The organism is Chryseobacterium sp. MEBOG06 (assembly GCF_021869765.1).
Classification (GTDB): Bacteria; Bacteroidota; Bacteroidia; order Flavobacteriales; family Weeksellaceae; genus Chryseobacterium.
In genome coordinates this window covers 5,045,430-5,059,342 of the sequence record NZ_CP084580.1, presented here as the reverse complement: position 1 = coordinate 5,059,342, position 13,913 = coordinate 5,045,430, and the positions used below count along the sequence as shown (strand labels likewise).

The 13,913-nt window shown below is 38.1% G+C and carries 9 protein-coding genes; 3 read left to right on the top strand and 6 right to left on the bottom strand.

Annotation, left to right across the window (positions count from 1 at the left end; genetic code table 11):
- Positions 1–311: 311 nt before the first annotated feature.
- The 3 genes from LF887_RS23025 to LF887_RS23015 are packed head-to-tail and all read left to right on the top strand — an operon-like array spanning position 312 to position 5,128.
- Complete coding sequence (locus tag LF887_RS23025) at positions 312–2,981, top strand: SusC/RagA family TonB-linked outer membrane protein (protein ID WP_236856569.1); 2,670 nt, start codon at positions 312–314, stop codon at positions 2,979–2,981.
- A gap of 56 nt (positions 2,982–3,037) precedes the next feature.
- Positions 3,038–3,355, top strand: a complete 318-nt coding sequence (locus tag LF887_RS23020; protein ID WP_236856568.1) for a hypothetical protein — start codon at positions 3,038–3,040, stop codon at positions 3,353–3,355.
- 12 nt (positions 3,356–3,367) lie between these two features.
- A complete protein-coding gene (locus LF887_RS23015) occupies positions 3,368–5,128 on the top strand; it encodes a RagB/SusD family nutrient uptake outer membrane protein (RefSeq protein WP_236856567.1) in 1,761 nt (586 codons plus the stop codon).
- A 102-nt stretch (positions 5,129–5,230) separates the two neighbouring features.
- On the opposite strand, the gene msrA is transcribed toward LF887_RS23015, so the two are convergent.
- From msrA to LF887_RS22985, 6 genes are all read right to left on the bottom strand, one after another.
- The gene (gene msrA, locus LF887_RS23010; protein WP_236856566.1) at positions 5,231–5,785 is read right to left on the bottom strand and encodes a peptide-methionine (S)-S-oxide reductase MsrA; all 555 of its coding nucleotides are present in this window, start codon (positions 5,783–5,785) and stop codon (positions 5,231–5,233) included.
- A gap of 289 nt (positions 5,786–6,074) precedes the next feature.
- Positions 6,075–7,043 (bottom strand): ROK family protein, encoded by a 969-nt coding sequence (locus LF887_RS23005; protein WP_236856565.1) that lies wholly within the window; start codon positions 7,041–7,043, stop codon positions 6,075–6,077.
- Positions 7,044–7,122: 79 nt separating this feature from the next.
- Positions 7,123–8,334, bottom strand: a complete 1,212-nt coding sequence (locus LF887_RS23000) for a PepSY-associated TM helix domain-containing protein (protein WP_236856564.1) — start codon at positions 8,332–8,334, stop codon at positions 7,123–7,125.
- Positions 8,335–8,385: 51 nt separating this feature from the next.
- Positions 8,386–10,500, bottom strand: coding sequence for a TonB-dependent receptor (locus LF887_RS22995; protein WP_236856563.1), 2,115 nt, complete (start codon positions 10,498–10,500; stop codon positions 8,386–8,388).
- Positions 10,500–11,699 carry a PepSY-associated TM helix domain-containing protein gene (locus LF887_RS22990; RefSeq protein WP_236856562.1) on the bottom strand — a complete coding sequence of 400 codons (1,200 nt, stop codon included), beginning with the start codon at positions 11,697–11,699 and terminating at the stop codon, positions 10,500–10,502. Before LF887_RS22990 ends, LF887_RS22995 begins: the two co-directional genes overlap by 1 nt.
- Positions 11,700–11,738: 39 nt before the next feature.
- A complete protein-coding gene (locus LF887_RS22985) occupies positions 11,739–13,898 on the bottom strand; it encodes a TonB-dependent siderophore receptor (RefSeq protein ID WP_236856561.1) in 2,160 nt (719 codons plus the stop codon).
- Between the last annotated feature and the right edge of the window lie 15 nt (positions 13,899–13,913).

Below are 13,913 nucleotides of genomic sequence, written 5' to 3'. Positions count from 1 at the left end.
GAAATTACTGACTCTTACTTTTCGATGGATTATATATTATGTTAAGTCTTTTTTAATATTTTGTAAATGAAGAAAAATACAGCATTATAAGTGTCTACTAATCAGTTGTATTTTATTGTCTCATTTTAAGATATTTATATTTTATTGATTTTAAGATAATATTATGTTAAAATAGATTTGAAGCATATCCTTTTACTTTGTATGCCGAAATAAAAACTAACGATTGCCTGAAAAGAAAACCACTGTTGCGGGAACAACAGCGGCTTTTGGAATAAGCAATGTAACATCTTGCAATTACTTTACTTATTGATATGTACCACAAAATTAATTTTTTTAAGTTTAAAAAGCTAATTCCGATTGCACTCATTTTTCTGGTTTCCAACCAAGCTGATGCCAAAGGATTTACAGTAAGCTATCCTGTTTTTTCGCAGGTGAATGAAACTATTTCCGGGAATGTAACGGATCAGGAAGGATCTCCAATAGAAGGGGCGAAAATTACCGTTGTAGAAACGGGAGCTACCGCTGCTACTGACGGATCCGGAAACTTTGCAATTTTGGCAAATATCGGCCAGACGCTATCCATTTCTTATGACGGATATGTACTACAGATGGTGAAAATCTCGGGGACTTCGGTTTCTGTAAAGCTACAGTCTAAAAAAGCGGCAACTTCCATTGAAGAAGTAACGTTAGTGGGCTATGGTACCCAGAAAAAATCTGACCTTACGGGAGCAGTAAGCCAATTGAAGGCTGAGAATTTCAAAGAGGGAATGAATATTTCTGTTGATAACCTGATGCAGGGGAAAATCGCAGGTGTCCGTATCGTTCAGTCTAGCGGTGAACCGGGAGCAGGAGTGAATGTTTCCATCAGAGGTATCGGTTCCATCAGGAGCGGAAGTACCCCTCTATTCGTTGTAGATGGTGTTCCTTTGAGTAACGATGCAGTAAGTGCCACAGGTCCGAATATCGGCTTAGGAAATGCACAGGCCAAGAACCCGTTAAACTTTCTGAATACAAGTGATATTGAATCTATCACTGTTTTGAAAGATGCTTCAGCAGCAGCAATTTATGGAGCAAGAGGTTCAAACGGTGTTGTTCTGGTGACTACAAAAAGGGGGAAGAAGGGAGAGCCCCTGTTTACCTATGATACGTATTTAGGATTTTCTTCTGTAATCAAGAAATTGGATTTATTGACGGCTAATGAATACAGAGCAGCGGGTATTGACAAACTGTATGATCACGGTGGGAATACTGACTGGCAGGATGAAATTTACAGAAATGCAGTTTCATCAAATCACTCGGTATCATTTTCAAAATCTACAGATACAGGGAATTATTTTGCCTCTCTTTCACATATGGATCAGGATGGTATCGTTCTGAACAGTAATTTTAAAAGAACAACCGCCCGTTTGAATGCGGAAGAATCTTTCTTTGATAATAAACGATTAAAAATCAAACTTAATCTTACGGCGAGTGACATCCATGAAACGGGAATTCCCAATGGAGCTAATGCAGGTTCCGATGGTCAGGTCATTATTCACGCTTTAATGGCGAACCCAACACGTTCTGTGTATGATCAGAGTGGAAATTTCACGAACTTTAATATGCCCGCACACTACAATCCGTTGTATTTATTGAGTGTTTATAACGACAAGACCAATACATTCAGAGTACTGGGAAATACAGAGGCTACGCTGAGAATTTTACCTGGGTTGAATTATAAATTCAATTTGGGTATTGATAAATCAATGTCAGAAAGAAAGACCACCATGTACCCGAATTTAACTGACAGAACACCGGCAGGGCTATTTGTTCAGGCTAATTTTCAGTCTTATAACGTCCTTTTAGAGCATTATCTGACTTATGATCTTAGCTTAAATAAACATAATTTCAGTCTTCTTGGGGGATTCTCATATCAGAAATTTAAGGCTACCGGAACTTATTATGGCGTAAAAAACATTGCCAAACAGGGGGTAGGAGTTCCACCGGATATTAATCCAGGGTCTTCAGGAGATCCAATTATTCCGGCACCAGGATACGCTCAGGAAAATGAACTACAATCGTATTTCGGAAGGGTGAATTACAATTTTGACAAAAAATATTTATTAACTGCTTCTATAAGAGCTGACGGTTCTACAAGATTCGGTAAAAATAATAAATACGGATACTTTCCTTCTGTGGCTGTGGGCTGGACAATTTCTAATGAAAACTTCATGAAAGGGATCCAGATGATCAATGAATTAAAATTAAGAGGAAGCTGGGGGCAGACCGGTAATCAGGAAGTTCCTAATAAAATTACTCAGGCAAGTTCTGCTTTATCTCAGGCTGCAGGATATTATTTATATGATAATCTCAATCTGGTCAACGGAGTGGAGGTGTACAGAACACCAAACCCTGATCTGAAATGGGAAGTGGTAGAACAAACCAATATTGGTGTAGATTTCAGCTTATGGAAAAATAAACTTTACGGATCATTGGAATATTATAATAAGACAACAAAAGATCCGATTCTGAATATTCCCTCAGGGCCATTAAGTTTAACACCAACTGTCTGGAAGAACGTCAATGCACAGATCGTTAATAAAGGTTTTGAATTCTCCTTAGGAGCAGAGATTATCAAAAACGAAAATTTCACATGGAACTTTGATGTTAACGGAGCAACTGTAAATAATGTTGTTAAAAATCTTCCGGTTTCACAAGTGTTATCAGGGGAGATTTCAGGTCCGGGATTTTCCGGAGTAACTGCCAATATCTACAAAAATGGCTATGAAGCGGGATCTTTCTATATGTATCACTATTTGGGAATAGATGCTAACGGAAAATATATTTACGAGGATGTAGACGGAGACGGAGTAATAGGTCAGAATGATAAAAAAATCTTTGAAGGGGCCATACCCAACTTTACGTTCGGAATCAATTCTTATATGAAGTACAAGAAGTTTGATTTTGCATTTTCATTCATTGGGCAAACGGGGGGTATTTAGTAAATAATACAGCGTTAGATTTAAATATCAATAGTCTGGCTTCAGACAGAAACGTTTTGAAGAATTTTTATGATTCAGGAGCAAGCTTTACAAACCAGCCGCAGCTGTCTTCTTTATATCTTGAAAAATCAGACTTTATCCGTCTGAATAATGTGAGACTGGGATATACTTTTGACATAAGCCAGCTAAAATTCCTGCGAAGTATAAACCTTTATGTAAGTGCACAGAATCTGTTCACCATTACGAGTTACACAGGTTATGATCCGCTGGTGGATACCAACAAGCAGGTAGGAGGGAATCAGTCTTTAGGAATTGATTATACAACATATCCTTCTGCTAAAACTTTTATTTTGGGAGCAACTGTTAAATTTTAATTTAAAAAAATCATGAAATCTAATTTTCTAAATATTAATAAAATTGTATTATCTCTTGCAGCACTTGCTTTAATAGGGTGTACAAATCTGGACGAGAAAGTGATTGATGAGGTACTGGGTTCTGAAAATGCAGATCCTGAAGCTTCTCTGGCTGCAGCCTATGGACAGCTTGGTGACGGAACCTTTGTAGATCACGGGAGTGTTTTTGCCTTGCAGGAATATTCTACTGATGAAGCATTGCTTCCAACAAGAGGGAGTGACTGGGGAGATGGAGGAAAATGGAGAGCGATGCACGAGTTTACCTGGGATTCTAATAATGATGTTATAAAAACAACGTGGAATCAGCTGAACTTTGGGATGGCAAAATCTTTATATGCCATTGGAAGTATCAATAAAAGTAATATGAATAACAAACCTTTGTTTCTGGCAGAAGCGAAAGGGTTATTGGCATTGTACACTTACACTACTTTGGATCTTTTTGGGCAGGCTCCTTACAAGAACCCGGATAATGCAAATGCTCCCATTGAAATTAGAAAAGCAGACACAGCAATTGATGGCCTGATTACAGAAGTCGAGGGGCTTATTCCCAATTTAGCAGATCTGAAAACCCAGAATACCCATGCCGGAAGATTTACAAAACAGGCGGCCTATGCATTATTGGCAGATATGTACCTGAACAGAGCCGTTTTAAAGAATAAAACTGCGGGTACGTTCAATTTTACAGAGCAGGCCGTGAGTGGAGGAGGTAATGATATGGATAAAGTAATTAAGTATTCTGACTTATTGATTAATGCTGGAATGTTTAGTTTGGAATCTAATTATTTCCACAATTTTGATATCAATAATGATACAAGTAAAGAATTGATCTTTACGATCGTTCAGAAGAAAAATTCAAATAGAAATGCAGATAATGACCTGGCCTATATGTCTATGGAAAGAAGCCAGAAACCATCTCCTGATAACAGGGGAACAAATGCATCTTGCATCACTCCTGAGTTCTATAATTCCTGGAATGGGAATTTTAATGACCCACGTTTTCAGAGACACTACCAATATGATGATGGTACATGGTTCAAAAATGATGGTATGGATGTAAGCGTACCTTCAACAAGCAAAGTGGAAGGTACAGGAAAGCCCTGGTTCCATTTCAACAGAGGATTGCAGGTTGGGCAGCAATACGGTCCCAAAATTCTTTCAAGCGGAAGTTTTGATATGACATCAGACGGAAGAATTAAAGTATATAAACTGTTTACGGAAAAAACACCGACACTTGCTGCCGATTTTACTCCTGAACTGAATTTTGATAATCCTTCGGAAGCCGTATTTACACAGGCTCAGATCAACAGAGGGGTAAGAAACTTCAAATTTGAATTTGACCCCGGATATGCTAATAACGGAACAAGCGGAATGGATGTCCCTCTGTACAGATTAGGAACAATCTACATGATGAGAGCAGAAGCATTTTTCAGAAATGGAAATGTAGCAGCAGCATTGGCAGATGTAAATAAACTGAGGACAAGCAGAACACGTGAAGCATTATACAACAGTGCTCCCGGTGTTGCCATTGCCTCTCTGGATGCTAATACTTTGTTTAAAGAATCAGGATATGAGCTGTATTGGGAAATGTACAGAAGAAAGGCGATGATCAGATTTGGGAAATTTGATTTGGCCGGAACTGCCAAATCAGCTTCTCAGCCTTACAGAAGAATCTTCCCGATTCCTCAGTCAGCGATTGATGCCTCAAAAGATTTCACACAAAACCCGGGATACTAGTTATCTTCATATAAAACGATTATTTTTTGCGCAGACAAAAGCGAAGAGATTTTTCTCCTCGCTTTTGTTATTCTTATACGTTTTAATGGTAATAATACTGAACTATTCAGCATTCAGCATTCCCAGTTCTCCGTAATATTTTTTAAACTTCTGGATTTTAGGGCCTACTACAGCGCTGCAATAAGGTTGTGTAGGATTTTCATTGTAATATCCCTGATGATATTGCTCTGCGGGCCAGAATTTTTCAAACGGTGCTAATTCTGTTACATAGGTTCCGGGCCATCTTCCTGAATCCTGAGATACTTTTACAGCTTGTTCTGCTTTTGCTTTCTCCGCATCATCTTTATAATAAATAACGGAGCGGTATTGCGTTCCGATATCATTACCTTGTCTGTTCAGCTGAGTAGGATCATGAAGGAAGAAGAATACATCCATCAATTGCTCATAGGAAATAATAGCCGGATCATAAGTGATCTGTACTACTTCTGCATGTCCTGTTTCGCCGGTGCAGACTTCCTGATAAGTAGGATTGTCTTTATGCCCTCCCGAATATCCGGAGACTGCAGACTTTACACCTTTCAGCAGGTTAAAGCAGCTTTCTACACACCAGAAACATCCGCCACCGAAAGTGATTTGCTCTAAATTATTGTTGTCCATTTTTGGTAATATATTGTTTTATTATTTTTTTCAGCATCAGAAGATGATCCGGAAAAACAGATCAAAAGTAAGAAAAACCTGATGGATTTTCATACGAATCTTACGAATTGTTCTCATAGATAAGACAAATGATAACGGATCAATGAAAATAGAAAGGCAGTGCCAAACGTGAACTCAAGTGATGTCTTATAGATAGAGACCGGTAAAAGGATTTATAGAGTCATGGCTGAAATAAAAAAGAGGCTTTCCCATTACGAGAAAGCCTTCCTTGTGTATTATGTCGGATCAGTTATTTTTCCCAAACTAAAGCACTTGCTCCAAGAATAGCAGCATCTGCTTCGTCAAGCTCACTGAATACCAGTTTTACTTTATTTCTGAAAATAGGAAGAAGGTTTCTTTCCATATGAAGCTTCGCAGGCTTTAAAATAAAATCTCCGGCTTTGATTACTCCTCCGAATAAAAGGATCGCTTGCGGAGATGAGAACATTACAAAATTAGCTAATGCTTCACCCAGTTTTTGGCCTGTATATCTGAAAACTTCAATGGCAATTGGGTCTTCTTTTAGAGCACATTCATATACTGTCTTAGAATTGATTTCGTCCTCAGGATATTGGTTCAGCATAGATTCAGGGAATTCTGCCCTCATTTTCTTTGCTGTAATTGTAATTCCTGTTGCCGAAGCGTAGGCTTCCAGGCTTCCTTCAGAACCCGTACTCCAGTGTTTTCTTCCACCTGGCTTCACGATGGTGTGTCCCAGTTCTCCTGCAAAACCGTCATGCCCGTAGATTAAACTTCCGTTGGCAATGATTCCGCTGCCTACCCCTGTTCCTAAAGTGATCATGATGAAATCTTTCATTCCTCGTGCTGCTCCGAAAAGCATTTCTCCCAAGGCTGCTGCATTAGCATCATTGGTAACTGTACAAGGCAGACCGAATTTTGCCGTCATCAGTTCGGCAAAAGGAATCACACCTTTCCAGGGTAGATTGGGAGCCAGCTCTATAGTTCCCTTATAATAGTTTGCATTGGGTGCCCCTACTCCAATTCCGTCAAAGTTTTTTTCAGATCCATGCTTTTCCATCAAAGGAAATACATGATCATATAAAGCATCGATAAAATCTTCTACTTTATCATAAGCATCGGTTTTGAGGTTTCCTTTATCCAGAACTTCTCCACGGTGGTTTACGATTCCGAACTTGGTATTGGTCCCGCCGATGTCAACTCCAAGGGCAACTTGTTTTGATAAATCTATTAATGACATTTCTATTATTAAATTCTAAGCTCTAAAATTATAAAAAAGATTGTATTAATGGATTATTAACTAGGTTTTATTTAAAAGATTAAGCCGTTTTTACCGTTTTTTTCTTTTTTCTTCCCCACCAGATCAAAAATCCGGTTACCGGAAGTGAGGCACAAATAAGACTTACAATGAAAGCAATAATCTTGGTAGGAAGCCCCAGAATAGCTCCTACGTGAATATCATAATTGGCATTTACTACCTTTTCTCCAAAGTTTTTGTCTTTGGGATCATGGGTGTGAAGCAGTTCTCCGGAGTTTTCATCAAAAATAAGGCTGCTGCTTTTATGATAAGAGTAGGAGAGATGCTTTACATATACCTCAAAGTTCGGGTGCTCATGATCGTCCATATGCTCGTGGCCTAAATCTATGGCAAAACCGTAGGAATCCGGATACTTTTCCTTTACAGTATTGATGATCTTGTCTAGTGTTCCTTCCGTTCTTAGCTCAATAGGTGCCTTTGTTTTAATGTGAGAATAATCAGGATATTTTGTTTCTCCGCCTGAGAAGACTACATATATCATTGCCTGAACCACAAAGAACGCATAGAATAGGCCGGTAACAGAAAAGATTAAGGCAAAGATAGACGCATAAAAACCCAGTACATTATGAAGGTCATAGTTCTTTCTTTTCCAGCTTTTGATATTTTTCCATTTGAAGCCGAAACGCTGCTTTCTGGCTGCTTTATTTTTTGGCCACCATAAAACAATTCCCGTGATCAGCATAATAACGAAGATAATAACCGGTATTCCCACTACATAAGTTCCCCAGTCCTGCTTGAGAAGGAAGCTCCAGTGGATCATTTTTACAATATTGAAGAATCCGTTTTTCTCATCATACACCCGAAGTACTTTTCCTGTATAAGGATTTACATAGGCCTGTTTGTAGATTGGAAATTCATCAAAATAATTCCAGGAATCCGTATTGTGCTCATACCAGAAGAACATATAAGACATTTTCTTATCTATAGGAATATTTACCCAGTGAATAGGGTATTTTTCTTTTACCTGTTCTGCAACAGCTTTTTCCATAACTCTGATAGGAAGAATCTGCTTCTGGTCAATGTTCTGTTCCTGATGATAAATGACATCTTTACGGGTAATATTTTCTACTTCATCTTTAAATACATACAATGCTCCCGTAATAGAGATAATAAAGATGAGGAATCCGATGCTCAGTCCAAGCCATAAATGTAGTTTGGCCGACCATTTTTTAAAGAATCCCGGTTTCTTTTTATGATGATGATTTTTCTTCATATTCAAATTGAATCTTAAGCAAAGATAAACTTTACTCTTTATTTAGTTTAATTAAAATTTATATTCAATCATAAATGTTCCTCTCATTCCCAGAGCATTAATATAGTCGCTGTCTCTTGCTGACCACCATGCAATGGAAGGCTGATACACTTTATTGAATATGTTTTCAATACCCAAAGAAACTCTCCAGTTATGGTTTACTTCATAGCTTGATTTAAAATTAAAAACAGTATAGTCTGGAACATATCCTTCACCATAGGCATAAAGGCCTGTTTTTGCATTCGGGTCAAATCTGTTTTGTTTAAAAGAATGAAGCATGTCAAGCCCGATTGATAAGGCAGGAATTGGTTTCCCCTGAATATAAGCAAGCACTTTAGGAGCTGAAATTCTGCTGTTATTGATCTTCGTAGAGTAATCTCCGTCATCTTTTACAGAAGTGATTCCTTCCATCCAGCTGTAACTTCCACCGAACTGAACCCACTTTACCGGAGTAAAATGTAAGAAACCTTCAACTCCATATACGATTTCCGGTGATCTCTGAATCATTAATGCACGGTCCGGACTCTGTACGAATGATGCCCCCAGTTTAGAAGTACTCACATAAGAAGTTAATTCATAATTTAACCAGCTTGCAAGCTGTCCTGCTGCCCCAAATTCATAGTTGTTGACAATGATTGGCTTTGTTTCAAGATTCTTAATAGTTTCAGAAGTTGAGGTTCTTAAGATTCTTCCCAGCTCATTGATAGAGTAGGCCTGTGAAAAGCTTCCGAACAGATTAATATATGGCTCAATATTGTAACGCACTCCAATGTTTCCTACAAGGGCATTGTAGCTCAAATTTCCTCCTGCTACAGGAATACTTTTTGTAAATGTTCCGTCACTTTTAACTACAGAAAGGGTATTGAAATCATCTACGTTGACTTTAATATTTTCATAACGAAGACCTCCTTTAATGGTCAGCTTCTTGAACAGGTCAATTTTTGCCAGTAAGAAAGGCGCTATGTTGGTCATAGTCATGTTCGGAGTCCAGAACCTACCGTCTTCCAGCTTCTGTACAGTATTGTCATTCAGGATATCTGCTCCGTAAATAATTTCGGCCTGTGAATTGTGAGTATTCCAAAGCTGGGTGTCAAAATTAAACCTTGCTCCCATCTTTTTGGAAAGAACATTAGACTGCCCGCCATTAAAAAAGGTATCACTATACCCGTAAACCGTTTTAAAATCCTGATAATAAAGGTTAATATTTAAAGAAGTTCCGGCAAATAGATTTTTATTGTCGTAACTTACTCTGACGTTGTGGTTTTTTGGTGTTCCCTGAGGAGTTGTTTCCAATCCTTTTCCTAGTCCTTCTCCTATGGTAGGGGTGACGCCGTATCTCCCTGTTTTTAATCCTAAATTCAGGTTTGATTTTGAAGAATAGCCGATATAAGAAGCTTCAATTCTTTGGTTATCATTGATATCATACCCTAATTTCAACATTCCGTTGTAATTATCCATTTTTGCAGTACTGTAAGTAGGGCTCAGCATGATACCATCCGCGTCTTTCATATAACCCGTCCTTTCATAAGCTAAGGAAAGGGTATAGTCAAATTTATTGACCTTTCCTGACAAAAGCTGGCTGGCTCTTACTCCTAAAGTACCACCATAAGGCTGCCCGGTAAGACCAATCTGTGAAATTCCTGATATTTTCTTATCCGTTTTACTTCTTTTTGTAATATAATTGATAATACCACCATCTGCTCCGTTTCCATAGATAGATGATGCTCCTTTTATTACTTCAATTCTTTCAATGGCTGATGGATCAATGACTCTTACGTCTCTTGCTCCGTTTCGAAGTGGAGTAGACTGAGGAATACCGTCAATCAAAACCAAAACCTGGCGCCCTCGTAACGTCTGCCCCGTGTTAGAAGTCTGTCCGGAATTGGTTCCTAAACTGGGAACAGTATATTGCAGAATACTCGTAATATCTGAGTTGACCGTCAGCTGAGACTGAATCTGTTTTTCCCCTACAATTGTGATGGAACTTGGAACTTCTTTTATATTTTCCTTTTTCCTTGAGGCGGTCATAACTACTTCTTCAACATTTTTGGTCTGTAATGTATCTTTAACCTGAGCGAAAACGGTAGTAGTTCCTAAGCAGGCAGCTGATAAAAGCACTTTTTTCATTATATTTTCTTTCCTTGTTTCTTTCTTTTTCCCCACCAGATCAAAAATCCGGTGACAGGGAGTGATGTGCAGATGAGGCCGGCAATGAACCAGATGATTTTTCCAAACAGTCCAAAGTAGGAGCCTGTATGAATATCATAATTGGCATTGGCGTATTTTTCTGCGTTGTTCAGTTGCTGATGAGGTTTATTGGCTAGTAGTTTTCCTGAGTATTTATCAAAAGTCAGCAGGTTTCTCTCACTGAATCTTCCGTCTTGCCCATAAATGGAAACAGGGAGGTTTTTAAGTTCCTTCCCTTTTTTAGTTTTTCCGTTTAAAGATATTCTGAAACTTGATGAACCTGCATATAATTTTTCAGTCTGGGAAGCGGCAATATCAAAAATGGCTTCATTCTTCACCATTAATGAGTCCGGTGATTTGAGCTCTTTTTCCTTAGGAAGATCCAGAGAACCGGATAATACAACGTTGAACGTATTTTTCACATAAGGATAAGCGAAATAGATTCCGGTAACGCTCAGCAGTAAGGCAATAAATGAGGCATAGAATCCCAGTACGTTGTGAAGATCGTAGTTTTTACGTTTCCAGTTTTTCACATTTTCCCAGGAGAACCAGAATCTTCCTTTTCTGGCATTTTTATTTTTAGGCCACCACAAAATGATTCCTGTAATGAGCATGAAAATAAAAAGTACGGTTGGAATTCCTACAACATATTTGCCCCAGTCGGAATTCAGGAGAAGACCCCAATGAATGTATTTTAAAATATTAAAAAAATCATATTTCTCATTGTAAATACCAAGAATCTCTCCGGTGTACTGATTGACATAAACCTGTTTGTTGATGAGTACTTCCTGAAAGTAATTCCATCCCTTTTTATTTTTTTCATAATATAGGAAACGATAGGATTTACTTTTGTCTAAAGGAATTTCAACGGAGGTTAAAGGATACTTTTCATTAAGCTCCAGACTTACTTTCTCCCGAAGCAGATTAATTGATAAAGGTTTTGCTCCGGGGTCTCCCTGCTTTACATAAATAGCCTCCTTACGTAAGCTATTCTGTACTTCATCCTTAAAAACATATAAAGTCCCTGTAAGAGAGACTATAAAAACAATAATACCAACGGACAAGCCAAACCACAGATGTAGTTTGGCAGACCATTTCTTTGTAAAAGAAACTTTCTTTTTATGATGCTTTTTTCTCATAGCAAAAAGTTAACCCCTTGTGGGGCTAACCTTTGATTTTTAAAATTTATAAGCTAATGATAACCTGAAATTCCTAGGTGCTTCAGCCTGATAGTAATATCCTCCTCTTTGAGTGTTATCAGCCATAGTGAAATTAATACTACTTCCACTATACAAATACCTGTTAAAGACATTGAAGACATTTAATCCTACTCTGAACTTGGCATTTTCCCATGATAATCCGGCATCAAACTTCAAATAGTCGTTCATTTGCAACGGCGCATTGGTACTTCCCCAGTTCCAGCTGCTTCTTCCACCTAGGAAAGTTCCTCCGAAACTTAGTCCGAAACCTTCCAGTTCACCTTGTGTGAATGTATAATTTAACCAACCGTTGATAGTATGTTTAGCATATCCGGGAACCAGTTCTCCCTTTGTTGCTTTAGGTGTGGTCTCCGTAAATTTGTTTTCTGTAAAAGCGTAATTGAAGATCGCATTGAACCCTCTGGTAATTTCTCCTTTAAGGTCAAATTCTACTCCCTGTACTCTAGTTTTACCTAAGAAAATAGAGAAAACGCCGGTTGGATCACTTGGGTCGTTGGTAATCGCATTATTCTTATTAATGTTATAAAGGGATAAAGTCGTATTCCATTTCCCATTGAACCAGTCTCTTTTGAACCCAATCTCCATGCTGTTCCCCGTAATTGGTTTAGCAGTAGTTCCATCTCTGAATAGTCCTGACTGAGGAGAAAAGGCCTGGTCATATAATGCATAAGCAGAAGTATTGTCATCAATAGAATAGCTAAGCCCAACGCGTGGTGTTATTCTGTTGGCTTCTGTTTTCGTTCCGTAGCTGTTTTCTTTTACGTTTGTATAACGTGCCGCAACGGTTAATCTTAAAGCATCATTTAAGAATCCTAATTCATCCTGTAAATATAATCCTGTGTATTCCTGTTCAATAGTACCATAAGGAGTGGCTCTCTGTAATAAAGATTTTCCTTCAGTATCAAATTTTGGATATCCTGCACTAGGAGGTGTATAAGAAGTAGCATTCAGGTCGAATGGATTTTTCTCAGTATCCAAGGGTCCGCTTTTTGACCAATCAGCCAGATATTTTTTTGATCCCAAGTCAAGACCCGTTAATATTTTGTGTGATACCGGCCCTGTTTTGAAGTATCCATTTAAAAATACCTGTCCGAATTTCATAATATTACTGGCTTCCCAATAATTTAATGTTCTGATAAACTGTGTTTCTGAAATGAATTTTCCTGGCCAGATATCGCTTCCCATTGTATATTCGTTTACATAAGTAAGCTGAGAAGTCAGTTTCCAGTTTTCATTAAATTTATGCTGTAAATTTACATTAATGGTATTATTGGTCACATTGGTTGGGTCAATACCTGGATCAGTTACTGTATATTCAGCAGGTTTTTTCCCATAGCCTTCAAAGCTGTAAACATAGGCCGATCCTACTTCAGACATTTTAGCTTTCTGATAAATATACTCAGCAACTAAAGTAGTCTTATCTGTAAGTTTTACTTTTAATGAAGGATTAATGATATAACGATCATTGAATTCATAATCTCTGAAGCTCTTTCTGTTTTGCGCCATCAAATTTAGTCTGAAAGCAACTTTATCCGTTATTTTAGTATCAATATCAGCCTCTCCTCTGTACATATTGTAACTTCCCAGTGTAATTTTTGCTGAACCGTTCAAAGAATTTCCGGTAGGTTTTTTAGTCACGATATTATAAATTCCGCTAGGCTCTCCATTAGACATTAAGAACCCGGATGGACCTTTGATGAATTCTATATGGTCTACAAAGCTCATGTCTTCACTTAACGGGCCCCAATTTGAAGTTACGTTTACTCCATTCATAAAAGCAGCAGCTCTGGAGCCTCTCATGTTGACTCTGGTGTACATGTCTCCCCAGTGCTCCAGCCTTTGTGCTCCGGCAACATTTCTTAAAACACCATCACTTAGGGTAGTTACCTGTTGGTCTTCCAGCGCTCTATTGGTAATGATGGAGATGTTTTGTGGAATCTTAATCAAAGCTTCATCCAGACGAAGAGAAGATGATCCTTCCTTTTCTACATATTTTTTATAATACCTTCCGTTGACAATAACTTCTTCGATATCATTAGATTTGATAGTATCTTTTTTTTCTTGCGCAAAAGTTAACATAGTGGTTAATAATGCAGCTCCTATCGTTATTTTTTTCATTGTTTATAGAGTCAA

What these genes read in the sequence shown, in the direction of transcription:
- LF887_RS23025 (WP_236856569.1), top strand. Translation starts at nt 312, where the DNA reads ATGTACCACAAAATTAATTTTTTTAAGTTTAAAAAGCTAATTCCGATT.
- LF887_RS23015 (WP_236856567.1), top strand. Translation starts at nt 3,368, where the DNA reads ATGAAATCTAATTTTCTAAATATTAATAAAATTGTATTATCTCTTGCA.
- msrA (WP_236856566.1), bottom strand. Translation starts at nt 5,785, where the DNA reads ATGGACAACAATAATTTAGAGCAAATCACTTTCGGTGGCGGATGTTTC.
- LF887_RS23005 (WP_236856565.1), bottom strand. Translation starts at nt 7,043, where the DNA reads ATGTCATTAATAGATTTATCAAAACAAGTTGCCCTTGGAGTTGACATC.
- LF887_RS23000 (WP_236856564.1), bottom strand. Translation starts at nt 8,334, where the DNA reads ATGAAGAAAAATCATCATCATAAAAAGAAACCGGGATTCTTTAAAAAA.
- LF887_RS22995 (WP_236856563.1), bottom strand. Translation starts at nt 10,500, where the DNA reads ATGAAAAAAGTGCTTTTATCAGCTGCCTGCTTAGGAACTACTACCGTT.
- LF887_RS22990 (WP_236856562.1), bottom strand. Translation starts at nt 11,699, where the DNA reads ATGAGAAAAAAGCATCATAAAAAGAAAGTTTCTTTTACAAAGAAATGG.
- LF887_RS22985 (WP_236856561.1), bottom strand. Translation starts at nt 13,898, where the DNA reads ATGAAAAAAATAACGATAGGAGCTGCATTATTAACCACTATGTTAACT.